Origin of the sequence: Leptospira bouyouniensis (genome assembly GCF_004769525.1) — a bacterium.
Taxonomy (GTDB): Bacteria; Spirochaetota; Leptospiria; order Leptospirales; family Leptospiraceae; genus Leptospira_A; species Leptospira_A bouyouniensis.
In genome coordinates this window covers 328,099-350,802 of sequence record NZ_RQFT01000003.1, presented here as the reverse complement: position 1 = coordinate 350,802, position 22,704 = coordinate 328,099, and the positions used below count along the sequence as shown (strand labels likewise).

Genomic DNA, 22,704 nt, shown 5'->3' with positions numbered 1-22,704 from the left:
AGATACTATGAAACAAACATTTACAATCCTTACTTTTGGAATTTTATTTTTATTCCAACACTGTCGTTTTACTACTCCAAATTACCACCTAACATTACAAGAAGCCGAATACCGATACGAAACCATTGAAAATATAAAATATAATTTAGACATTCGATTGACATCTAAGGATAGTTTTACGGGAAAAGTTGATATCCAATTTGTTGGCAAAAAAATTCGTGATTTACGATTGGATTATTTCCAAGGAGAAATTAAGTCCATCGTCTTCAATGATGAAGCTCTTTCTCAATTCGAATACAAAAACGGACAAATTCAATTACCGTCAAATCGATTGATGATTGGAAACAACAAAGTATCAGTTATATTCGAAACTCCTTTTGCCAAAACAGGAAATGGCCTACATAAATTTGTTGATCCTGATGATAAAGAAACCTATATCTATTCTCAATTTGAAGCATTTCACGCAAACAAAATGTTTCCTTGTTTCGATCAACCTGACTTAAAAGCGACTTTCCATCTCCAAGTCTCCGCACCAAAAAATTGGAAAGTCATCTCTACTACCCTTCCTACTTCACAAAGTAAAACAGAAAATCCAGATGAAGTTTTATACAAGTTCCCTGAATCAAAAAAAATATCTACTTATGTATTTTCCTTACATGCAGGTCCTTACCAAGTTTGGGAAGACAAATACGAATCCATTCCCTTACGATTATTTGTTCGTAAGTCTTTAGCTAAGTATGTAGAACCAAAAGATTGGTTTACGTTTACAAAGGAAGGATTTGCTTTTTTTAATTCCTATTTTGGAATTCCTTATCCTTTCGAAAAATACGACCAAATCATTGTACCTGAATTTAACTTTGGTGCAATGGAAAACGTAGCAGCTGTTACATTTTCTGAAAGATTTGTATCTCGCTCGACCATGACTCGTTCTCAACGGGAAAACCTTTCGGATGTAATTTTACACGAAATGGCACATATGTGGTTTGGCAACTTAGTCACAATGAAATGGTGGAATGGACTTTGGTTAAACGAAAGTTTTGCAACGTATATGGCAAGTTTAGCCCAAGCCAAAAATTCCGAATTCCAAGAAACCTGGATTAGTTTTTTTGAAAAAATGAAACAATGGGCTTATGAGGAAGACAGTTTCAGCACAAACCATCCTGTCGAAGCAAAAGTAAATGATACTGAAGAAGCCTTCACTCAATTTGATGGAATTACTTATGGAAAAGGTGCATCTGTTTTAAAACAATTAGTGTTTTTTATAGGCGAAGACAGTTTCCAAAAAGGAGTACAGAATTATTTACGTAAATACTCGTACTCAAATTCAACACTTGCAGATTTTTTAAAAGAACTTGAATTTGTCAGTGGGTTCTCAATGAAAAAATGGTCGAAAGATTGGTTGGAAACCAAAGGTACCAACCAAATCGAACTTACAACCGTTTGTGCGGAAAACCATCTGTATGGAAAAATCATCCAATCGGCTCCTGGTCCAGAAAACAAACTACGTGACCATAAAACTATCCTTGGTCTCTACTTTTTTGATCGAACAAATAAACAAATATCATACGAACAGTTCCCAGTCGTTTATTCAGGTCGATCAAGTGAAGCTATCTTAAATTTAAAATCCTGTCCCGATTACGTTTTTATGAATGCAGAAGATCATGATTTTGCCATTTGGAACTGGACAAATACTAACAAAGAGAATTTAGAATTTGTATTGGAGTATGACACTGACCCAATGCGAAAACTCATACTATGGACTGACTATTTTAGACAAGTAACATTAGCAAATATTACATTTGATGAATTCAAAGACAGTGCTACTCGACTCTACCAAGTTGAATCTGATACAAAAATAAAACGTTGGTTACTTTCTAAACTTGCTTCCGACAATGGTGCATCCTATGCTTCAAGTCGTTTTTGGTTTCCTGAAACCAAAAGGATTTCCCAATTAGATTCTCTACAAACTTTTCTATTATCAGAACTTACAAAGGCAAAAGTTGGAAGTGATGAACAAAAGTATTTGTTCTTATCTTTGATTGATACTACATATTCAGTATCCAGTCAAAAACGATTGTATGATGTCTTAGACAACAAACTCATTTTTCCAGGATTAAAAATCGACCAAGACCTACGTTGGAATATGATCATTAAACTCAGTTCATTGGAAAAAGAACGAAATAAAATCCAGGCAATCATTGATCGTGAAAAAAAATTAGATCCTTCCAGCCGAGGTGTGAATTCGAGCCTGGCTGCAGAAGCAGCGGAACCAAATGCGAAAGTAAAAAACAAATGGATCCAAATTTTACTCAACCCAAAGACAAGTGAATACTCATCTTCAACGTTAAGAGTTGTATCTTATTCTTTATTTCCAGAATACCAAAAAGACATCCAACTCCAATTTTTAGATACATATTTTGATGCACTGGATAAATTCCAACATACAGATGATGAAAACTATTTAGATGCTTTCGCTAAAAGTTTAGCACCTGATTTTTGTACAGATGTTACTTTGTTAATCCTCAAAAAATTCACGAACAACCATCCCAAATTACCTGCTTCTGTGAAAAAAACTTTGATGAAACAAATTGATTCTGAGAAAAGATGCATCCAAATGAAAAATAAACATAAAGATCTTATTTTACAATAAAGGATCAACCTTTGGTTCAAAAAATCTTTCAATTGGTTTTGGTGTTTTTACTATTTCACCTATTTTTTGTTAGTTGTGCATCACCAGGTTTTGGTCCAAGAGGATTATTATTCACCAAAACTAAAATTGGTGTATTTGGAACAGGTGAACCTTCCAAAAGGCGAGTCACTTCTTGTGTTCATTCTATCTTTGGTCTGGTATCATTTGGAAATGCATCTTTCGAATTTTTAAAATCTAGATCCAAAATCCATACAGTAACAGAAACCAATTGGACCACATTCGCGGTTCTTGGAATCTACGCGAACCTTTGTGTCGAAATCTCAGGGAACGAATGAAACAGAAATTATTAAAACATATTTCAAACGTTCTGTTTGGATTAACGATTGGATCTTTTATTTCCTGTGCTAACATTGGCCAACCACAAGGTATTGGACCTACAGGTCTAATTTATGCATCATATACACTTGCCTTATCCGAAAGACCCCTTCCCAAACAAACCTTAAAGCAAGGCAAGGCTTGTCTCAAACGTTATGGTTTCTTTTATGTCACTGGAGATGGAAGTATTCATTCTGCTGCTGAGAATGCAGGAATCCAAGAAATTTTTCGAATCGAAAAAGAGGCAACGAATTACCTCTCTCTCTATTCTACTTTATGTACAGTGGTTTGGGGGATTTAGTTTTTTCTAGGAACCACTTTGTCTAACATATCTGGATAATCAGAAATGATTCCATCCACTCCACAGGAAACCAAACGATTCATTTCCTTTTCAGTATTCACAGTCCACGGAATGACCATCATCCCTTTGTCATGTGAATTTTTGACAAACTTCGGAGTGACATATAAGAAATAAGGAGAAATGATATCTGCTTGTTTTTCTTTTGCTAAGCTAAGAATTGTTTCTCTGTATCCATTTCCGAATCCGATTGTCATCAGAAAACCTTGGAAATAAGTAGGTACAAAAAGAGCACTGGTTTTAATTTTAGGATTCTTTAGTTTCGAAACTGAGAGTGTTCTTAGATCAAATGATTGAATGGTTGATCGATCCACTACTTTGTATTTTTCAATAATTTGGATTAGTTTATCTGTGTGTTCTTTGACAAGAGCATCAGAAGCCGAACCATCATCAGGAAATTTAGTTTCGATATTGAATTCATACACTTCTTTGGTTTTTTTTTCATGTTTCAAAACCAATTCAAAAAATTCTTCTAGTGATAAAAGTTTGGTTCCGGGAACTGGAATTTGTTTTGGAAAATTTGGATTCTTTTTGGAACCACAGTCTAACGCCTGCAATTCGGAAAGTGTCATATCATATAATGATTTTTTTTGGATTTGAGATCCATCTGCGTTTTGGCAAATGATCGGATTTGTATCAGAATCGTGATGAATGACTACACGTTTGTCTTTTGTTAAAACTGTATCAAGTTCTAGAGTAACCATTTTGTATTTGATTGCTTCTTCAAATGCTGGCCAAGTATTTTCTGGTTTTAATCCACGTGCACCACGATGTCCTTGTAAGTCGATGTCCTTACGCAAACGATTTGGAGTTTCGACACTCGCACAATTCACACCCAACAAACTTATGATACCTACAAAGATGTAGATTTTATAAATAGAACGATTCAATTTCATTAAACATTACCTGCTTTGGCAAAATTCCATCGAATGAATTTATTGCATCAAGTAAGAAAAAAGTTTCGATTTTACAAAAAAAAAGAAAAGAGGTGAGTGAAGAAGGTTACTACATTTCGTTTCTTTTTGGATTCTTTTGCCAGTCTTAAAAAGGAAAAGAATGGAAAAAACGAGCACACCACCTACGGTAACATCGGTGGTGGCTCCAGAAAGGAAATTTAGCGTAATTTCAGCCTAAAGAAAATTTCCTAATCTAAGTCAATCAAATCCATGCGAATCTTATGCATCCAAACCGTTCTTAACGTTTTTGAAGCCTTTTCAGAACGTAAATAACGGTAATTTAAAATTTTTTTTAGGAACACATGGAAAAAGTAAATTATTTTAGAAATTATAGGGAACGAAGGAACCTCACACGCATTCAATTATCAGAAAAATTGAATATTCCTCGTTCCGCGATAGAGTTATTAGAATCTGAAGACTGGCTCCGTTCTAAATTTGATTATGTCGTTTTGGTAGCAAAAGAACTTGGGCTCTCTCTTATTGATCTCATTCGGAATGAATTTGATTATGATTTGGAACGAGAATTTTTTAATGAAGAGGAATTTGAAGAAATTGTCGCACGTTATGCTAACGCACGAGTCACACTCATTTTATCAGAACTCAAATTGTTTTGCCGCAATGCCAAAGTGCGTTTGGATGATTTTGATGTGACAGAACTTTCTTTTTCAATGGGAAATTTGCACAAACTGATCACACTCAATCAAAAATTAGAACGAGGTGAAATCAGCACAAAAGATGCTCTTGTCGAATTTCCGCCAAAATGGGGCAAGTTTAGTAACCGCTGCAATTAAAAACCACTTGTGGATTATACAACAAGTTCGTCTTCTCCCGCACGAGCCACAACGATCTCGCCCGCTTCTTCCAGTTTACGGATGATATTTACAATCTTTTGCTGAGCATCTTCCACATCTTTCAAACGAACCGGACCCATAAAGTCCATATCTTCTCGGAGTAGGTTTGCCGCACGTTTCGACATGTTTTTGAAAATTTTATCTTGTACTTCAGAATCCACAGATTTTAGCGCCTTCGCCAAATCAGTGTTATCCACTTCACGCATAACCTTTTGGATGGCACGGTCATCGAGTAATACGATATCTTCGAATACGAACATCCGTTTTTTGATTTCTTCGGCAAGTTCTGGATCTTCTTCTTCCAGGGCTTCAATAATGGTTTTCTCAGTTCCCCGGTCTACTAAGTTCAAAATTTCAACCACCGAATCAATACCCCCAGCAGAAGTATAATCTTCCGATGCAAGTGTCGAAAGTTTACGTTCTAACACCCGTTCTACCTCGCGGAGTACGTCTGGTGACACTCGGTCCATTGTCGCAATCCGCTTAGCCACTTCCGCTTGGATCTGGTGTGGTAAGTTTGATAAGATATTGGAAGCTTTTTGAGGATCCAAATATGATAAAATGAGGGCGATGGTTTGCGGGTGTTCCCCCTGGATAAAGTTGAGGAGGTGGGCCGGGTCAGTCCTTCGAATAAAGTCAAACGGTCTTACCTGTAAGGACGAAGTGAGTCGGTTGATGATATCGATGGCTTTTTGGTTACCAAGAGCTTTTTCAAGTAACCCACGAGCAAAGTCAATACCACCATTCGTGATAAATTCCTGCGCCATCATGAGTTCATTGAACTCTACAAGCACCTTCTCTTTGTCTTCTGGTGTGATTTTATCTAAACGAGCAATTTCGAACGTGATTTGTTCGATCTCGTCTTCACGAAGGTGTTTAAAAATTTCGGAGGCCACTTCGTTTCCAACCGCAACCAAAAAGATGGCGGCCTTTTGTCTACCTGTGAGCGATGGCTTCTTATTGATCATACTTCGTCCAGAAATCCGTACTACTTACTGTATCGGCGAACTCGTAAAAAAACAATGAGATTTATTCGGAAGGAAAAATAGAATCGAAAAGCCTTCTGAATTCTTTTCCTCAACATTGCATATTTGTTTTCCTTCCGTTTTTCGCTGTTTTATTCCCAAGTTACCTTTGGTCTCAATCTTTTTCAAATTCCCTAAATCTATTTAGCTGCATATTTTTATGTTGACCGGTCTATTATTATTGTGTAGAATGGATTTGTGGGAAAAAAAGGATTCGATACCAAACAAAAGATGATCGAAGTGATGGCTTCACTTTTGGAAGGGTCTGGTTATGAAGCAACTGGTCTTACAGAGCTTGGAAAAGAAACGGGAACACCCAAAGGTTCTCTTTACTTTCACTTCCCAGGTGGAAAAGAAGAACTCACAAGCCTTGCCATTGAATATTCAGGTAAACAGTTAAATGATTTTTTCCTCACTATCTTTGATAATAGTGATACACCCACACATGCCATCAAACAAGTGTTCCATGCGCTTGAGGAAAGAATTGTTTCCAGTGATTACCAAAAGGGATGTCCCATAGCGACAACTGCGATGGAAACAGCCGGGAAATCTCCACTTGTTTCCAATGCTTGCAAAGAAGTCTACAACCTATGGTTGAAAACATTTGAATCCTATTTGAGTTCCAATGGTTACAATATACGCGTAGCAAAAAACCTATCCCTTTCCATTCTCTCGTTATGGGAAGGGGCACTATTACTAACCAAATTACAAAAATCACCCGAACCATTGCGTATGGCAGAAAAAACGGCAGAGAGTTTACTGAAACAAATTTGAAACAAAATAATAATAAAATTTATTCATCGAAACATTTGTTTCCATTTGTTTTCTATAGAAAATCAAAAAGAGAATCAATTACGATATGAACGTATTCAAATTTAAGAAAAAAATTAGGAAAGTTAAACCATGATAAGAGTATCAAAAAGTAAAATCGTCACATTATTTATATTAAGTGCGACAGTCGTATTTGTTTTGTTCTTTTTGGGATATCCCAATCAAACACTGAAACTGGAACCAAATAAACAATCTCATTCGATTCCTAAACCAAAGGGTAAGTCCAATTTGGTTTTTTCTATTTTGAAAACTGGTGAAGCAAAAACTTTGGAAGCTTTTGTCATCGAAGGTGGATCTGTATTAAAATTAGTAACCGTTAACCATTCTAGCTTTTACATCCAACACCCAAATGGAAATTTTTTATTTGATACTGGACTTGGAACTAAAATTGAGGAACAATTTACTGTGTTTCCTTTGTATCTAAAAATATTGATGGATTACAAACTTATCCAAACAACAAAGGATCAACTTTCATCAAATGGGGTAGATCCCAATACAATTTCTGATGTATTTTTCTCGCACCTCCATTGGGACCATGCTAGTGGTCTAAAAGACTATCCAAATGCCAATATCCATAGTGTCAAAGATGAACTCAACCATCCAGACATCGCACTTGGTTACATACCCTCACAATTTGATGGTGATTCTGTTAAATGGAAACATTTAACTTTTACCGATCAACCTTATGCTTCTTATGCGAAGAGTTATGATTGGTTTGGGGATGGATCAGCGGTTTTTGTTCCTATGAAAGGACATAGCGAAGGGTCAGTGGGTTTATTTTTACATACGGAAAATGGTGACGTTTATTTTTTAACAGGTGATATTGTTTGGAGAAAAGAAGGTTTTCTAGAGTTAAAACACAAACCTAGAGGGGCAAGATGGATTGTGGATTATAATGTGGATGAACTTGGAGAAGAAATCTCTCGTGTTCATGAACTAATCAATGAAAATCCAAATCTAATTGTGATCCCAGCCCATGACAATGATGCACAAACTCCTCTTGGTTATTATCCAAAAAATATTGGAGCGATTAAACTAACATCAATGCATTGATTGATGATTAGAACCTACTGAATATTGAGAAGAGAGATGATAGAATCAGAAACATTTGTAAATTATTTCTGATTCCCAATTCATTATCTCTTTTTGATTTTTAAATTTTTCATCTTTTTTTTCTCGCTCAGTTTTTGACCCACTTCTTTACCTAAAATTAAATGTTTCGGATCCCCAATCACTTGCGATGAATAGATCCCAGTATGCCCGCTAAAAAGATAAGCTGTGACACAGGTAATTCCCATATAAATCGCTGAATTGATTCCAAAAAGTTCAATTGCCATGAATGTACAGGCAAGTGGTGTGTTTGCAGCAGCAGCGAAAACTCCTACAAATCCCATTCCAGCCATCAATGATCTTGGTAATGGGAATATTTCAGATAAGGAGGATCCAAGTGTAGATCCGATGAAAAAAAGTGGTGTCACTTCTCCTCCTTTAAACCCGGCACCAAGTGTAAATGATGTAGAAAACATTTTGATCAAAAAATCATAAATTGGAATTGGTTCCGAGAAACTCTGTACAATAATAGGAACACCCAAGCCCAAATAACGAGTACTCGTTGTTAATATAAAAAATAAAACGATCAAAACTCCACCGATAAAAGGACGTAAGGGAGGATAGGGAATTATGTTTCGAAATTGTTTGGTAAAAAAATGAGTTAACATACCAAAACTCATTCCAGTCAGTCCAAACAAGATGCCAACGAAAATGGAAACAACTAAAAGAAACAGAGACAATTCAGGTACAATTTGGATCAACTGGGAATAATCAGTATGCCCGACATTCCAAAATTTACAAAAAAAATCAGCTAAAATCGCAGACAAAAGAGAAGGAAAAATTGCATTGTATCGTAATCTTCCCAATACATAAACTTCCAATCCAAAAACTGCACCCGCAAGTGGAGTACCAAATACTGATGAAAATCCTGCAGAGATTCCACATATAATTAGAATTTTCCGGTCTCTTGGTCGAAATCGAAAAATATATGTTAGTTGGTCAGCGACGGCACCACCCATTTGTACGGCTGTCCCTTCTCTACCTGTAGATCCACCGAATAAATGTGTTATAATTGTTCCTAATAAAACTAAGGGAGCCATTCGAAGAGGGACAATTTTTTTTGGATTATGAATCTCTTCGATGAGTTGGTTATTTCCTTTAATCACCATTTGTCCAAAGTAATGATACAAAAGGCCAATTGCTAAACCAGCGATCGGTAATAAATAGATAATCCAAAGATTGTTTTCTCTATAATTTGTCACAAAATCTAAAGACTTTAGAAAAATTGCTGAAGCAAAACCGGCGAATACACCAACCAACAATGAAACAAAAGTCCAACGGATCACATAAAAAAATATTGGTGCTTGCTCAATATTGATTAGGTGTCGATGAATTTTTGCATACATTCGTTTTGGTATTTTCAAATCAATTTCCTTTGTATCAAAATAGAAAACAAATCAATGGTTTTCTTCCGTATCAGATTTTAAATGAGAAATCATTTCAAATTTTTATTTTTAAAGGAATTCAAACTAAATTGATTCCAAATCTTTTTGTGATTGATCTTTCTGTGATCCAGAAGGTTTCAATAGTAGAGATTTAATCCCTTGTAAGGAAGTTTCCAATTGTTGGATCTCTATTTCAATTGATTCACGGTTTTCTTCGATTGAATGATGCAAGCCATGTAACTTTCCCATCAATTGGTGGTAGTCCAATGAAACTTGGTGGATTGCCGAATCCCAAAGTTTGGGATTCATCCTTCTTTTTTTCCAATACAGTTTTTTACCGAAACCATATAACCACATAAAAATACCAATCGCATGCAGAGGAACAAGGATGTAAAGGGAGGCGACAATGACTTTACGATACGAAACTTCTGTGGAAAAAAGACCCCAAAAATAGATCCATAATGTCCCAAGGAATAGAACTGCGATTGTCAAATTGGCCTTTGGCGTATTCGGAGAGATTGAGTTAAAAATAGAAAGGAGGATGACAGAAAAGATGAGTAAGAGGAGAACTTCCCAAGGGACTAAAGTAAAAAACAAATCCCAAAACTTTTGAAAATTCTCCCAACTGGTTTTTATCTGGTTGATGGTAGTTTGGATTTCAACTATTTGGTTTTGGATTTTTTGAAAGAAGTCTGTAATCGCTGACATGAACCAAATACTAAGCAAAATCAAAAATCAGGCAAGTGGTTTCTTATCCAAATTTTTCTCACCTAGCACAATAAGAAATTTACTGATACTTTATACAATCCTTGTGGTTCCTTTTTTTATTTACCACGAATCACATTTGCCTTGGCACTATATTTTAGTTTTATGTTTTGTCTCCCTCATCGTAGGACTACTCATCACCTATCTAAGTTTGTATATCATCCAATTGTATTGGAAAGATACCTTTCATCCTTTAATCGAAATAGGAGTTTTGGTTTTATTTATATTTGCCTTATGGTTAGCAGATGTTTTAATTTTTGAAGCAGGGACTGTATTTTTATTTATTTTCATCACCATTGCTTTTTTCATTCGAATTTTACAACTCACAGAGTATGCGAGGCTCATTCTTGCATTCTGCCTGGTTGTAAGCAATGCATTGATTTCATTTAAAGCATTACAAGGTGCAGAAATTTTTTCAGCATATCTATTATTCAAAAACAAATACCATATCGAAGAAAAAGATCTCAACAAATGGATCCTTACAAATAACAACGAATATTGGAATGAGGAACTTCAGTTTGGATTTACCTTACCGGAAGGAATGTTTTTTTACAAACCAGAAGATCTTTCCTTAGAAAACAAAACCGGCGTTGGGCAAATTGCAGGATTACTTTCTGCGAGTGACCATGATGCAGAAAAATATCCATTTGTAAGAATCTTTTATTTTCCAGACTATGTAGGATTTCAAAAAGACCAAGCTATCAAAGAATTTTCTGAATTTTTACAAATCCAAGTAAGTAAAGGCGACATTGAAGACTTACAAGAAATCCAACAAAAGGAAGTCGAAGATTTTATTCTTGTTTCCAAGTTTTGGACTTTTTATGACTTAATGAGACCAAGGTATTCCAAAACTGGATTTATGATTTTGGAAAACTCAACTCACGACAAACTTTTGTTACATATCACTGAAAATTTAGAAAAAGGTGAAATTCACGAACAAGTTATTCGTGAATTTTTGGCATCAATTCGATTCCGCAATTGATTGTAATGCAATCAAAGAAAGTGGATCCACCAGAACACCATTGATTTTAGCACCTAAATGTAGATGGGGACCCGTTGACATTCCTGTTGTACCAATTGATCCAATTTGTTGGCCTTGTTTTACAACTTCACCAACCTTAACTTTGATTTCATCTTGGTGCATATAAAAGGAAAAAATTTTGTTTCCATGATCAATAATTGTAAAATTACCTTCATAATAAGTTTTCTGAGCTAATACAACGGTACCATCTTGGATGGCATAAATAGGTGTTCCCGTTTTGCCACGAAAATCAACTCCACCATGTGGCCGTCCTTGTTTATTGTTATAATCTCGCCTAACATAGAATTTGCTAGTGATATAAATTGATTCAAGTGGATTTTTAAAATTCTTTTGGAATTGTAATTGGCTTGATTTTGCAAAAGCTGCTTCTTTTGCGTTTTTACATTCTTGTATAAAATCCAAAACTTCTTTAGGTAGTTCTTTGGTCACAAATTTTTCATCCACTTTGATCTGTTGGTTTTTTTTGATCACTTGGAATTTGGTTGGTTCTAAAATGATTTGGTATTGTTTTTGGCCGCGTTTAACAAAAAAAATTTTGGAAACGATTTCCAATGTCATCGCGCCTGCCGGAGTGTCAGGTGAGATCGGCAAAAAGGCAATCATACTATTCTCCCGTTTCGTAAGGATCACATCTTTGCCTAGCCAGCTCACTTTGTAGGATTCATTGATCCATTTTTTGTCTTTGGGTGTTAACCTTAAAAAGATCACTTCTCCTCTTCCAAAACGACGAGCTTCCATGAGGAGTGAAAAATTCTTCTCTTCTTTTTTTACGAAATAATTCCCTGAACTTGATGTATGTTTTGGTGTTTTCTTTTTTACTTCCCGGGACTCCGCAGGAACAGCTTGGACAAAAAAGAAAATGAGAGAAACAATAGAAATAAAACGGACCATCTCTCCAAATTTCGGCTAATTTGTTTTGGCAGATTCGTTAAATTTTTTCACAAACGCAACAAATTCTGATTCAGGCAATGGTTTGCTATAAAAATAACCTTGGATCATATGACATCCCAAATCATGTAATAAATCCCTTTGGGCAGAGTTTTCTACTCCTTCTGCAATCACTTCGAGACCTAATGAATGTGCCATATTGATGATCGCTTTGCAAATTGCCCGGTCATCTTCATTGAGTTCTAAATCAACAACAAAAGACCGATCAATTTTGATCACATCTGCATTGATCTTTTTTAAATAACTTAATGAGCTATAACCAGTTCCAAAATCATCGATCGAAACTTTGATTCCTAATTCTGATAAATATTCAAAAGCTTCGATACTTTTCTCAGGATTTTCCATGATAGAACTCTCTGTGAGTTCCAATTCAATTTCTTCAGGATCAATTCCATATTGTAAAATGGTTGCCTGTACGCGATGTGACCAGTTAGCACGCGCTAGCTGTTTTCCACTCACATTGATACTTAGTGGAAATCTTGGTAAATTCATTTCACACCAAGTTTTTTTTAATCTGCAAGCTTCTTCCAAAACCCAATCCCCGATCCTTTCGATGATTCCTGAGTCTTCTGCAACCGGGATAAATTCAATAGGTGGGACCCAACCGCGTTCTGGGTGTTTCCAACGTATAAGTGCTTCAGCACCACAAACTTGATTGGTAATAGTTGAAATTTTTGGTTGGAAAAATAGTATCAACTCTTCGTTTTGAATTGCCTTTCGAAGTGAATTCTCGATGTACAATCTTTTTTCAGATCGTAAGATAAGTTCGTTTGTATAAAATTTATAATTATTGCGACCTAGTTCCTTTGCTTTATACATAGCCATGTCTGAATTTTTTAATAATTCAGCGGAAGAGACTCCATCGTTAGGTGATAGTGCAATTCCCATACTAATTGTGGTAAACAAATCGCGACCCATAATATGAAAAGGTTGGCTAAGGATATCTAAAATTTTTTGTGCAAACTCAGCAGCAGCACTTTTGTTGGGGACATCAACTTTCAGAATTGCAAACTCATCCCCACCAAAACGAGCAACGGTATCCACTTCTGTCATCACCCGTTTGAGCCTTGCACCTACCATTTGTAATAAAATATCACCTTTTGTATGACCCAAACTATCATTGATGAATTTAAAATTATCGATATCGAAAAAATAAAAGGCGAGTAAAGTTTCTGTAGATTTATGATTTTTCAATGCTTGATTGGCATGATCTATAAATAAAGTTCGATTAGACAATCCAGTAAGAGCATCGTAGTATGCAAGATAGGTGATTCTTTCTTCCGATAACTTTCTTTCCGTAATATCAACACCAAAACTAATAAATCGTTTTTGATTTGTTTCTGAATCATCGATAGGAATATATTTTCTTAGTAAATAAGTAACCTTGTCATTTTGATCTTGGATGAGTTCTTCAAATTCGACAATTTCATTGTCTTTTGCTGCTATATCTAAGAATTTTTTTCGACGTTCATAAAATTCTGGTGGTAGGTCTAGTTTTTCAGCAAGATCTATATCTGTTTTTTTATAAACCCATTTACGAATCTCACGATTGGATAAAAAAACTGGGTTCGTGTATTCATATTCAAAGTTGGAATTTAATACTGCAATATCGGAATCCAAATTATCCAAAATGAATTCATAAAATGCTTTTTGGTTTTTGACCTGTTCCTGGGATCGTTTGCGTTCAGTGATATCACGAAAGGTGGCCCAAATTGCCATCTTACCATTTACAGGAAACAAACGGAAGGAGGACTCAGTTGGAATCAATCTTCCAGATTTAGTTCGTAAAGCAGTACTCTCAATTAAATTGCCTGCAAATTCAACATCTTCATCTACCTCTACAGGTGGCATAAAGTAGGAAAATTCTTTACCAACAATTTCATCCAATCCATATTCTAATACAACGACAGCTTGTTTGTTAGCATTGATGATTTGTTTGGTGTTTGGGTCGATTTGCATTAAAATATCAAGTGATTCTTCAAACACGTTTTCTAATACAACAACCTTCTCACGGATTTTATCATAAGCAATTGATCGATTCATGTCTTCTATCAGGCGTTCTGCGAAGTTTAAAACCAAATCTAAAGTTCCAACCGAGTATGTTGGTTCTGATAAATGTAGAAACGTTGGATGAGCTACTTGCGACAACTCTTCTGGTGTAAGTATGTTCTGAGATAAAATAACATATGGTGACTCTGGAAAATGTTCAAAAATAAATTTCTGTTTTTCCATTGCATTGGAATCATTCCAAAACAAAAAGACAGCAGATTCTTGAATGGTTCCAGGTTTGATCTTTAAGATTGAAGGAAAACTATGGACATGACATGTTTCAATGTTTGTTATGTCCCTTAATAATCGATTATAGAAATTTATTTCTGACTCTTCTATATAGATTGTGATCTGCTTAAGTGACATGACCTAGGCATAGTAGACGAAAAATCCTTTTCCTTACAATTGATTTTTTTAACCATACGCTTATGCGATGCCAGGGCTGTATTGATACATGTAGTCTTATGAAATTGACCAATACTTTCATGAACCAACAGTTTCTGTCACGTTTCTGTCATTTACGGAAAAAAAGATCATTCTTTATAAAATGAAATTGATTCTCAATAACAGTACGGAAGTTTGGATAAAAAAGACCGAGGTTCTTATGAATTCCCTAGCTACAAAGTTTAAAACATTGGTTCTACTGGCTCTCATAGGTGGACTCACCTTCCAGTGTGAAAAAAAAGAAGACGATACGGATTTGCAGAGTTTATTGGCGATTAGCTTAGTAGCAAGTTCTCAAGGAGACTGTACCGTTAATGCTCCTCCAAGAGCAAGTATCAATACTTTCCAAAATGCGGTTACAGCAAATGGATCATCTTCCATTACGAAAACAGGAACCGTAGCAGTTGTTGGTCATCAAACAGCAGCACTCAAATTAACTGCAAAAAATGGTACAAGAGTAGCTATGACGGGAAATTCGTTTGTCATCGTTTACCAATCTTCAAGCTGTCCATTAACTACATCTACACGAACTGGATTCACAGTAACGTCGCTTTCTGATTCTAATAGTGAGTTTACAAACTCCTATACATTAGCTTCAACTGGGAATATCGATTTCACTACCGCAGGAGATTATTATATATTCTTCTATGCCATTCCGTCTAGAGGTCAATCGGCTTCCATTTCATATACGGTTACTGGGTTATAAAAAATTTGAAATTCTTTGTTATTGGGATTTTAATCTGTCTTAGTTTTTGCGCCAGACAAAAAGCGGCGCTAACTGACCAAGATTTATTGGTGAACCAACTCATCACCAACATAATAAATGCAGGAAATCCTAATGCCTTAGATAAAATTGTATTCTCTCGTTCCATTGGGGACGGGAGTTTCTCCACAAGGTTCAATGCTACCAATTTAGATTTTTATATTTATTTTCAATTTGAAGGGAATAAACAAATTCCATTTTCAGAAAAAGATACACTCACTTGGGATATAGCATTTAATCGGTATAAGGTGGCAACCAACTCTGGAGAAACCAATCGATTTGGTCTCGGTGGCGCTTGCAAAAGTAATACAACAGATTTTGGAATTGCAAGCACGACATCAGCTGCCTCACAAGGTTGTACCAATTTTACAATCGATGTTTCCTCGACAACACAAGGGATTGGTGGTGCTGGTGCTGTGTATGTCGGGAATCCGCTCGCAACCGAATGGTATTTTTATACAATTGGTTTCTTAACTCCCAAACCAGATATCTTTTTGATTCGGTCTGGTACGGGAAATGCGATCTATGCCGTACATATTGAAAATTATTATAGTGATGCGGGGACTTCTGGTTACCCGACCATCCGATGGAAAAAACTTCCTTAATGACTTCCTACTTACAATTTATTTTTCCAATCCTCTGTCTGTTCCTTCTATTCATAGGAGAGATCCATGCGCAAACTCGTCCGAATGGAAAAATAACGAAACCAAGTTCTAAAACAGAAGCAACTCCTCTCGAACCTAAAAACGAAGCAACACAAGACCCAACAAATATAAAACCTAACACACAATCGGGGACGGAAGAATCAAAACCTGAAGAACAAGTTGAAGAAGATCGGTTCAAAGACTTAGACAACAAAAATGGAATCGTAGTTACCGGATCTCGAGGAGAACGACGTCTCAAAGACTCAGCTGTAGCGACAGAAGTTATTTCTCGTAAACGAATCGAACAAACAGGAGCACGTAACCTTGGTGAAGTGCTTGATACTCAAATTGGAATCAACGTCACACCTTTTTTTGGTGGATCACAAGTACAAATGTTGGGTCTTGATTCCAAGTATGTTTTATTTTTAGTCGATGGCCAACGTGTAGCAGGTAGACTTAATAATACAATCGACTTAACACGTTTTAAAGTGCAAAACATTGAACGTATCGAAATCGTAAAAGGAAGTTCATCTTCCCTTTATGGCGCGGATGCCATTGGTGGGGTGATTAATATCATCACCAAACAAGCAGAAAAACCAGAACATTACCAGTTCCGTACTTCCTATGGAAATGGCCGTCAAATGAACTTCGGATCCCAAGGCGAAAAAAATATGATCGCCGATGTTGGATTCAAAAATGATTTTGTTGCGACTAATTTTTTTGGTGGTTTTAACCAAGCAGGAGCATACGACCTAGATCCGAGAACTCCAGCAACAACAGGTAATTCCTTCCAAGACAATAACCTTGGTGGGAATATGACATTCAATCCAGATGGACAATTCAAAGTCAAAACAGGTATCAATTATTTAAATCGTAACCAAGCTGGTGTGGATTCACGTGCAACTGGAGGTGTGTTTGATCGTTCCAACATGACAAACGACTTCTTGGCATTAGGTGCACTGGAATACACTTATGGAAAAAGAAATATGGTTTCTCTTCGTGGGAATTTTTCTCGTTGGGAAAATCATTACAAATTGGACCAAAGAAATTCCAATGAACTTGATGTAAAAGAAATCACAAACGAATTCTCTTCGCAAGGCGTTGCACAAATTGACCATGAGGTTCATAAGGACCACATGATCACAGCCGGATTTGAATCATTTTCAGAAGAATTACAAACGGACCGATTGGAAAGAAGAAATGCTTACAGAACTAGGAGAGCCGCTTTTATTCAGGATGAATGGGTGGTTTGGCGCCAAGGCTTTGTTTGGCGGTTAGTTCCTGGAGTTCGACATGATGTTGATTCACAATTTGGCGGACAAACCACACCCAAAATTGCTACCAAAGTAGATATCACGAGTAACTTAGTGTTTCGAGCCAGTTATGGAAAAGGGTTTCGCCCACCGTCATTTCGTGAATTGTACTTACGGTTTGAAAACCCTGGTGTTGGATATGTTGTTGAAGGAAATGACAAACTCCGTCCTGAAAAATCAACAACCGTCAATGCGGATATTGAATACACTCCATATAAATTTTGGACTTTGTCGCTAAGTGTTTTTCGAAATGATATCACAGATCTTATCCAATATAGTTTTGGAACAAGAACAAGCGAGTTTGCCAATTTCCAATTAAAGAATGTTCAACGAGCCTATACAAGAGGTGTGGAAGCAGGTTCTCGAGTTCGTTTTTGGAAATACTTTGCTTTGGAACTGGGTTACAACCAAACAGATACTCGTGACCTAACAACGGATAGACCTTTGGAAGGACGTGCACTCCACCAAGGCACGATGAACTTTTTTGTCAATGCTCCAGGTGGCTGGGAATTTGCTCTTCGTGCCAAACGATTAGACAAACGGCCTTTTTATAGTACAACAAATGATTTTACGGCAGGAACAAGTACGGCTCTCATCGACCAACAGACTAAGAGTGTTGAGGAGAACAACAAAGTTGTGTATGGAAAACCTTTCACTCTCCTCAATGTTCGGATGGAGAAAAAATTTTTTGAAGGGAGGATGTCGCTATTTTTAGGAGTAGACAATGTTTTGGACCAATACGAGCTTACATACAATCCTATTCGTCCAAGGTTTTACTATGGCGGGCTCCAAGCTACTTTCTAAATTCAGTTCGCCTTTTCTTTTAATCACCGGACTTTTCATTTTTTCATTTTTTAACCATCCTATTTTTTCCGATGAATCAAAGTTAAACGTAAAACAGAACAAAACTCTAAAAGAAACATTTAGTTATTTAGAAACCTTAGAACCAAAACGAATCAAAATCGACAAAACTACTTACAACCGCCACACACAGTTCGAATCGTTTTTTAAGTTTCCATTTTCTGGGAAAAAAATTTCGCGTTGGATCCAAACTAGGATCAAAAAATATTCGATTGGTTCCACTGGAGATTATGTGGCTATGTACCAAGATGGAGAAGTCCTGTTAGGTAGAGGATTTTTTAATCTCAATCGGTTGGATCGGGTACTCGTATTATTACATGAAGCAAGGCATGCAGATGGGAAAAATTATAGTCATGTGGTTTGTCCAGATGATTTTCCATTTTTAAACACTAGGGATTGGAAGATCCACCCAGCGGGAAAAAAAGGTTGTGACTCTGTTCCTGATGGTGGTTACGGAATCACTGCTTCTTTTTTATTTGAATTGGGGGCTTATGGTTTTTTAAGCCAAACAGAGGCTGCATTTCGATACAATTCCGAAATCTCTAGAGTGATTCGGGATTAATGTATACAGACTAAACGTAGATTTTTATCAGAAGCAATTTGTGTTTTTAATCGAACTAGAATTTCTTTGGATCTTGTTTCTGTTTCCAAATTTGATTTTGCAAAAAGATAAGAATGGTTATCTTTCATAAGTTTTCCTAACTCAAGTGCATGGGAAGGGCAACCTAATAAAGATGCCATAGCACGAATCCTTTCTCCAGAACCTTTTGATGTTTCAAGTTCCAATGGGGCTTCATTGTATGCGATGAAAACTTCCTGAGCCATTTCTTTTTTCACAATCCCATCATTCGTACAATTGGAAGTTCCCGAGGTGATTCCAAATGTTTGAGAGGAAAAACTCATATTCGTTGTAGCGGCAAGAATTTGTCCGATATCATTTTTCCAAACAGGAACCATCGAACCGAGACCACAACCCGCCATACCATATGGTTCAGCTACCACCGGTTGAAAACTTAGTAGGATTAGAAAACTAATCGTTGTTATACGACAGAAAACAAAAGGAATACTTCGAGAAGAAAACATAAAAACTCCTATATTAAAAGGTAAAAAGAGAATCGGAAAATCGATCTACTTGAGGATGATTGGATCCATGGGCTAACACTTCTCCTGTCATCGAAATGACAGCCCAAGTGGTTTCTTCATTGGTTTGGGTTTGTAGAGATTGGAGCATTGTATTTGTAAAACTCTCCAATTTTTGTTGAAGGACGGAGTTCGGAAATGGATAGGACTTCTTTTCTTGTACTTCTGTCGATCTCATGTAACGTATTTCCCTTATGGTTTAAGGATCGGCGGGAGGGCCGGAATGACTAAAGTTTAAAAAATCCAAATTATGAGTCAAGGAAGAGACATAATTCCGATGAGGAAAAATGAAAGTTCCAAGTTGTCCTTTTCCCGAACCCTCCCATTGCCAAACTTGACGTAAAACCACCTGTTACGAGGACGACTTTGCTTACCCCTCAGATCAATTTATTCAAAAAATCAAATCCCATCCAAGCCCAAGTCCTAGCAAACACTCGTTTGACTCCAGAGCTAGGAAAAGGCAAACGCTCCAATCAAGAAGGCGATGCAGCAGTCCACCGCATTACGATCGCCATCGACCATTCGGTTTATCCATACATGATTGGACAAAGTGCCGGAATCATCCCACCGGGGATTGACCCTGAAAAACAAGCAAAAGGCCTAGCAGATGCAAGTTATACGGTACGTTTGTATTCCATAGCTTCCCCATCCTATAGTTTTGGACAAACAAAGGACAATATTGAATTCATTGTCAAAAGGGACAATGTTTATGATGATAAGGGAAATTTACTCCATAAAGGTGTTTGTTCCAATTATCTCTGCGATCTAAAACCAGGGGACGTTGTCACGATGACAGGACCTGCAGGGAAAAAATTCCTCCTTCCCCAAACCGATTTCTTTGGCGATGTTTTCTTTTTTGCAACAGGGACAGGAATCAGTCCATTCCTTGGAATGGTAGAGGAACTTCTTGTTCAAAAACTCATTCAATTCAAAGGTCAGCTTTGGCTGATTTATGGTGCACCATATTCTGACGAAATTGTTCTCCGTGATTATTTTGAAGACAAAACAAAAGATTATTCCAATTTTCATTTTGTAACTGCAATTAGTCGTGAAGAAAAAAACTCATTTGATGGTGGGAAAATGTACATCACACACCGAGCAAAAGAAAATGCGGAAGCGATTAAAAATGCTGTGAATGGAAACGGTAAGTTTTATATTTGTGGCGGTCCGAAGGGAATGGAAAAAGGAGTCATTCAGGAAATCATGTCTGCTTGTGGAACTGATTTAACATATGAAGCCTTTAAAAAACACCTGGAAGAAAAAGAACAATTATTTGTAGAGACATACTAACATGGCAAAAACAGGAATCATCCGAGACATTGATAAAGGTAGAGGGGAAGTCATTAGAGTAGAGATTTCCGAATATAAGGGACAAACTTTTTTTAATATTCGAGTTTGGTATACAGATCCAAACGGAGAGTTAAAACCTACACAAAAGGGGATTGCAATTGCACCAACTCTTGTGAGTGAATTAAAAGAGGCTATTGAAGAAGCTGAACGTTGGTTAGCTTAAAGATACATTACGTATCCTAAACAATTTCATCTCCTTCATTAGCATACACGATCCTCTGTAAAACTTCATTTGCAGAGGACAAATCCTCTGCTACTCTTATGTGGTTGTACAACCGAGTCAGCTCAAATATTTTTTTCACTGAATCCCGGATATTTGTGACAACCAGTTCTCCTCCTCTCCTTCTTAACCAACCAACGATTTGTATTACCATTCCAATCGCAGAGGAATCGATATGGGAAGTATGTAAAAAATCAAAAATCATATAACGGTATCCTTCAGCCATTTTTTGTTCGATAAGCTGTTTGATTTCCGGACATTTGTATAAATCGATGTCACCAACTGTATGGTATTCAAAAATTTCATTGTGAACTACAACATCCTTTATATCTATTTTCTCAGGTCCTTTAGAGATCATCTGAGAATTCATAAAAAAATGTTTATGTAAATCGTCCGACTTGGTTGTCATTTTAGATTCTAAAACTAATAATCGATTGAGTAGTGAACCGAGTGCATTCGGAGCAAAATGTAGATTATTACGAATATCTTGTATAAGACCAAATAACATTGTTTTTGCGTCTTCTATATGACCTCGTTTTACAAAATCTGTAATTTCCTTCATTCCTAATGTTGCATTGGCAATTAAAATCTCCACCAAAACATCTGGATCTTGTTTTCCTTTACCTTGTCCCCGTTCAAAAACAAATGAGTCTTTTACTGTTTCCAATGCATTTTGTTTCAAAAGATTATAGTAAGAAACATTCACTTCACAAAATGGAATATTGGTTTGATGGACTCGGTCATCAATCTCTAGTCGCAACACTAAATTCCTTAAATCGTCGGCACGTAGGTCACCTAATTGAACGTTTATCTTTTGCCTTGAAATGGTTTTGGCATCACCTAAAAATTCATCAAATTCTTCCAAAACTTGGTGAGAAGTTTCCGATAATACTTGTTTTAAACGAACACCGGGTGCCATTTGAAGTTCTACATCAATCGCTTGCGCATAAAGAGCTCCAATATCTCCAAATTCTTCAAAAAAAATATCTGATGCAATTTCAGGATTATCAATATAATAAAAATTTCCACCCCCAGCCTTGGCAATTTCAACTAACATCTCTTCGTTGAAATCGTTTCCAACACCAATAGTTGTGGTCGAAATGCCCATCGCCAAATGATCATTCGCTATCCCAACAAGAGCTTCCTTTTCTTTAATTCCTGAAGTTGGATTGCCATCGGTTAAAAGTAATACACGTTTATAAGCATTTGGAATTTTGGATTGGGTAAGACTCTTTAAAGAAGATAACCATCCTCCGCTCAAATTTGTAGATGTTGCGACTTGAATATTTCGTATTTTATCTGTAACGGATACTTTTTCTGTTAGGTGGGTGACAGGTTGAATGATTTGGACATCGGAAGAATAGGCAACAATCGATACTGCATCATGCCTTGTTAACCAATTGACTAACGCACAAGATGCATCAATGACGGCTTCCATTTTTTCACCTTTCATCGACCAACTTTTATCGATGGCGAGACCAATCACGAGTGGTTTTCTTTCATCCACTTTTGGATTGGCAGGAGTACGAAAACGTAGTAACAAATGGTTTTCTTGTACTTCCTCTTTTTCGATGATTGGGTATTCCAATTTTGCTTCTAAAAACATGACCTCAAAAGCAAATTC

22 protein-coding genes are annotated in these 22,704 nt (G+C 36.5%); 13 read left to right on the top strand and 9 right to left on the bottom strand.

The genetic code is table 11. The features are described from left to right. Positions 1 to 7: 7 nt before the first annotated feature. The 3 genes from pepN to EHQ43_RS03290 are packed head-to-tail and all read left to right on the top strand — an operon-like array spanning position 8 to position 3,326. A complete protein-coding gene (gene pepN / locus EHQ43_RS03300; RefSeq protein WP_135770133.1) occupies positions 8 to 2,650 on the top strand; it encodes an aminopeptidase N in 2,643 nt (880 codons plus the stop codon). Between the two features lie 11 nt (positions 2,651 to 2,661). Continuing rightward, on the top strand, positions 2,662 to 2,985 hold the full coding sequence (locus tag EHQ43_RS03295) for a TRL-like family protein (protein ID WP_208730875.1): 324 nt from the start codon (positions 2,662 to 2,664) through the stop codon (positions 2,983 to 2,985). Next, positions 2,982 to 3,326 carry a TRL domain-containing protein gene (locus EHQ43_RS03290; protein WP_135740147.1) on the top strand — a complete coding sequence of 115 codons (345 nt, stop codon included), beginning with the start codon at positions 2,982 to 2,984 and terminating at the stop codon, positions 3,324 to 3,326. The genes EHQ43_RS03295 and EHQ43_RS03290 overlap by 4 nt, the downstream gene beginning before the upstream one ends. Here EHQ43_RS03290 and EHQ43_RS03285 read toward each other — a convergent pair. Beyond that, positions 3,323 to 4,279, bottom strand: coding sequence for a glycerophosphodiester phosphodiesterase (locus EHQ43_RS03285; protein WP_135753950.1), 957 nt, complete (start codon positions 4,277 to 4,279; stop codon positions 3,323 to 3,325). The genes EHQ43_RS03290 and EHQ43_RS03285 overlap by 4 nt on opposite strands. Before the next feature lie 362 nt (positions 4,280 to 4,641). Between EHQ43_RS03285 and EHQ43_RS03280 the strand changes: the two genes are divergently transcribed. Next, positions 4,642 to 5,130 carry a helix-turn-helix domain-containing protein gene (locus EHQ43_RS03280; RefSeq protein ID WP_135740149.1) on the top strand — a complete coding sequence of 163 codons (489 nt, stop codon included), beginning with the start codon at positions 4,642 to 4,644 and terminating at the stop codon, positions 5,128 to 5,130. A gap of 14 nt (positions 5,131 to 5,144) precedes the next feature. On the opposite strand, the gene fliG is transcribed toward EHQ43_RS03280, so the two are convergent. After that, a complete protein-coding gene (fliG, locus tag EHQ43_RS03275; RefSeq protein WP_004785217.1) occupies positions 5,145 to 6,158 on the bottom strand; it encodes a flagellar motor switch protein FliG in 1,014 nt (337 codons plus the stop codon). A 255-nt stretch (positions 6,159 to 6,413) separates the two neighbouring features. On the opposite strand from fliG, the gene EHQ43_RS03270 reads away from it, so the two are divergent. Both EHQ43_RS03270 and EHQ43_RS03265 read left to right on the top strand, forming a co-directional pair. Next, a complete protein-coding gene (locus EHQ43_RS03270; RefSeq protein WP_135740150.1) occupies positions 6,414 to 6,989 on the top strand; it encodes a TetR/AcrR family transcriptional regulator in 576 nt (191 codons plus the stop codon). Positions 6,990 to 7,118: 129 nt separating this feature from the next. Then, positions 7,119 to 8,099, top strand: a complete 981-nt coding sequence (locus tag EHQ43_RS03265; protein ID WP_135770132.1) for an MBL fold metallo-hydrolase — start codon at positions 7,119 to 7,121, stop codon at positions 8,097 to 8,099. Between the two features lie 83 nt (positions 8,100 to 8,182). Here the strand turns inward: EHQ43_RS03265 and EHQ43_RS03260 are convergent, their stop codons facing one another. Further along, positions 8,183 to 9,520, bottom strand: coding sequence for a voltage-gated chloride channel family protein (locus EHQ43_RS03260; protein ID WP_244242621.1), 1,338 nt, complete (start codon positions 9,518 to 9,520; stop codon positions 8,183 to 8,185). A 105-nt stretch (positions 9,521 to 9,625) separates the two neighbouring features. Next, the gene (locus EHQ43_RS03255) at positions 9,626 to 10,249 is read right to left on the bottom strand and encodes a hypothetical protein (RefSeq protein ID WP_135740152.1); all 624 of its coding nucleotides are present in this window, start codon (positions 10,247 to 10,249) and stop codon (positions 9,626 to 9,628) included. On the opposite strand from EHQ43_RS03255, the gene EHQ43_RS03250 reads away from it, so the two are divergent. After that, positions 10,248 to 11,288, top strand: a complete 1,041-nt coding sequence (locus EHQ43_RS03250; RefSeq protein ID WP_135770131.1) for a hypothetical protein — start codon at positions 10,248 to 10,250, stop codon at positions 11,286 to 11,288. The two genes, EHQ43_RS03255 and EHQ43_RS03250, sit on opposite strands and share 2 nt — an antisense overlap. Here the strand turns inward: EHQ43_RS03250 and EHQ43_RS03245 are convergent. Further along, on the bottom strand, positions 11,268 to 12,239 hold the full coding sequence (locus EHQ43_RS03245; protein WP_135770130.1) for a M23 family metallopeptidase: 972 nt from the start codon (positions 12,237 to 12,239) through the stop codon (positions 11,268 to 11,270). The two genes, EHQ43_RS03250 and EHQ43_RS03245, sit on opposite strands and share 21 nt — an antisense overlap. A gap of 15 nt (positions 12,240 to 12,254) precedes the next feature. Beyond that, positions 12,255 to 14,711, bottom strand: coding sequence for a sensor domain-containing protein (locus tag EHQ43_RS03240; RefSeq protein WP_135753945.1), 2,457 nt, complete (start codon positions 14,709 to 14,711; stop codon positions 12,255 to 12,257). Positions 14,712 to 14,949: 238 nt separating this feature from the next. On the opposite strand from EHQ43_RS03240, the gene EHQ43_RS03235 reads away from it, so the two are divergent. The 4 genes from EHQ43_RS03235 to EHQ43_RS03220 are packed head-to-tail and all read left to right on the top strand — an operon-like array spanning position 14,950 to position 18,932. Further along, positions 14,950 to 15,495, top strand: a complete 546-nt coding sequence (locus EHQ43_RS03235) for an LIC20153 family lipoprotein (RefSeq protein WP_135770129.1) — start codon at positions 14,950 to 14,952, stop codon at positions 15,493 to 15,495. 5 nt (positions 15,496 to 15,500) lie between these two features. Next, positions 15,501 to 16,157: an HmuY family protein gene (locus EHQ43_RS03230; RefSeq protein WP_135753943.1), complete on the top strand. Its 657-nt coding sequence runs from the start codon at positions 15,501 to 15,503 to the stop codon at positions 16,155 to 16,157. Then, positions 16,157 to 18,313 carry a TonB-dependent receptor plug domain-containing protein gene (locus tag EHQ43_RS03225; RefSeq protein WP_135753976.1) on the top strand — a complete coding sequence of 719 codons (2,157 nt, stop codon included), beginning with the start codon at positions 16,157 to 16,159 and terminating at the stop codon, positions 18,311 to 18,313. The genes EHQ43_RS03230 and EHQ43_RS03225 overlap by 1 nt, the downstream gene beginning before the upstream one ends. Continuing rightward, positions 18,288 to 18,932 (top strand): hypothetical protein, encoded by a 645-nt coding sequence (locus EHQ43_RS03220; protein WP_135770128.1) that lies wholly within the window; start codon positions 18,288 to 18,290, stop codon positions 18,930 to 18,932. Before EHQ43_RS03225 ends, EHQ43_RS03220 begins: the two co-directional genes overlap by 26 nt. Here the strand turns inward: EHQ43_RS03220 and EHQ43_RS03215 are convergent. Next, positions 18,929 to 19,453 carry a DUF3015 domain-containing protein gene (locus EHQ43_RS03215; RefSeq protein ID WP_135740159.1) on the bottom strand — a complete coding sequence of 175 codons (525 nt, stop codon included), beginning with the start codon at positions 19,451 to 19,453 and terminating at the stop codon, positions 18,929 to 18,931. The genes EHQ43_RS03220 and EHQ43_RS03215 overlap by 4 nt on opposite strands. Before the next feature lie 13 nt (positions 19,454 to 19,466). Beyond that, positions 19,467 to 19,601, bottom strand: coding sequence for a hypothetical protein (locus EHQ43_RS19805; protein ID WP_279631058.1), 135 nt, complete (start codon positions 19,599 to 19,601; stop codon positions 19,467 to 19,469). Between the two features lie 275 nt (positions 19,602 to 19,876). On the opposite strand from EHQ43_RS19805, the gene EHQ43_RS03205 reads away from it, so the two are divergent. Both EHQ43_RS03205 and EHQ43_RS03200 read left to right on the top strand, forming a co-directional pair. Then, positions 19,877 to 20,800, top strand: a complete 924-nt coding sequence (locus EHQ43_RS03205) for an FAD-binding oxidoreductase (protein ID WP_135740161.1) — start codon at positions 19,877 to 19,879, stop codon at positions 20,798 to 20,800. Position 20,801: 1 nt separating this feature from the next. Continuing rightward, positions 20,802 to 21,023 (top strand): transcriptional coactivator p15/PC4 family protein, encoded by a 222-nt coding sequence (locus EHQ43_RS03200; protein WP_100716083.1) that lies wholly within the window; start codon positions 20,802 to 20,804, stop codon positions 21,021 to 21,023. A gap of 16 nt (positions 21,024 to 21,039) precedes the next feature. On the opposite strand, the gene EHQ43_RS03195 is transcribed toward EHQ43_RS03200, so the two are convergent. Next, positions 21,040 to 22,686: a VWA domain-containing protein gene (locus tag EHQ43_RS03195; RefSeq protein WP_208730873.1), complete on the bottom strand. Its 1,647-nt coding sequence runs from the start codon at positions 22,684 to 22,686 to the stop codon at positions 21,040 to 21,042. Positions 22,687 to 22,704 lie beyond the last annotated feature (18 nt).

Excerpts from the sequence above, each read along its gene's own strand:
- pepN (WP_135770133.1), top strand. The coding sequence starts at position 8 with ATGAAACAAACATTTACAATCCTTACTTTTGGAATTTTATTTTTATTC.
- EHQ43_RS03290 (WP_135740147.1), top strand. The coding sequence starts at position 2,982 with ATGAAACAGAAATTATTAAAACATATTTCAAACGTTCTGTTTGGATTA.
- EHQ43_RS03285 (WP_135753950.1), bottom strand. The coding sequence starts at position 4,279 with ATGAAATTGAATCGTTCTATTTATAAAATCTACATCTTTGTAGGTATC.
- EHQ43_RS03280 (WP_135740149.1), top strand. The coding sequence starts at position 4,642 with ATGGAAAAAGTAAATTATTTTAGAAATTATAGGGAACGAAGGAACCTC.
- fliG (WP_004785217.1), bottom strand. The coding sequence starts at position 6,158 with ATGATCAATAAGAAGCCATCGCTCACAGGTAGACAAAAGGCCGCCATC.
- EHQ43_RS03265 (WP_135770132.1), top strand. The coding sequence starts at position 7,119 with ATGATAAGAGTATCAAAAAGTAAAATCGTCACATTATTTATATTAAGT.
- EHQ43_RS03250 (WP_135770131.1), top strand. The coding sequence starts at position 10,248 with ATGAACCAAATACTAAGCAAAATCAAAAATCAGGCAAGTGGTTTCTTA.
- EHQ43_RS03255 (WP_135740152.1), bottom strand. The coding sequence starts at position 10,249 with ATGTCAGCGATTACAGACTTCTTTCAAAAAATCCAAAACCAAATAGTT.
- EHQ43_RS03245 (WP_135770130.1), bottom strand. The coding sequence starts at position 12,239 with ATGGTCCGTTTTATTTCTATTGTTTCTCTCATTTTCTTTTTTGTCCAA.
- EHQ43_RS03240 (WP_135753945.1), bottom strand. The coding sequence starts at position 14,711 with ATGTCACTTAAGCAGATCACAATCTATATAGAAGAGTCAGAAATAAAT.
- EHQ43_RS03235 (WP_135770129.1), top strand. The coding sequence starts at position 14,950 with ATGAATTCCCTAGCTACAAAGTTTAAAACATTGGTTCTACTGGCTCTC.
- EHQ43_RS03225 (WP_135753976.1), top strand. The coding sequence starts at position 16,157 with ATGACTTCCTACTTACAATTTATTTTTCCAATCCTCTGTCTGTTCCTT.
- EHQ43_RS03220 (WP_135770128.1), top strand. The coding sequence starts at position 18,288 with ATGGCGGGCTCCAAGCTACTTTCTAAATTCAGTTCGCCTTTTCTTTTA.
- EHQ43_RS03215 (WP_135740159.1), bottom strand. The coding sequence starts at position 19,453 with ATGTTTTCTTCTCGAAGTATTCCTTTTGTTTTCTGTCGTATAACAACG.
- EHQ43_RS19805 (WP_279631058.1), bottom strand. The coding sequence starts at position 19,601 with ATGCTCCAATCTCTACAAACCCAAACCAATGAAGAAACCACTTGGGCT.
- EHQ43_RS03200 (WP_100716083.1), top strand. The coding sequence starts at position 20,802 with ATGGCAAAAACAGGAATCATCCGAGACATTGATAAAGGTAGAGGGGAA.
- EHQ43_RS03195 (WP_208730873.1), bottom strand. The coding sequence starts at position 22,686 with ATGTTTTTAGAAGCAAAATTGGAATACCCAATCATCGAAAAAGAGGAA.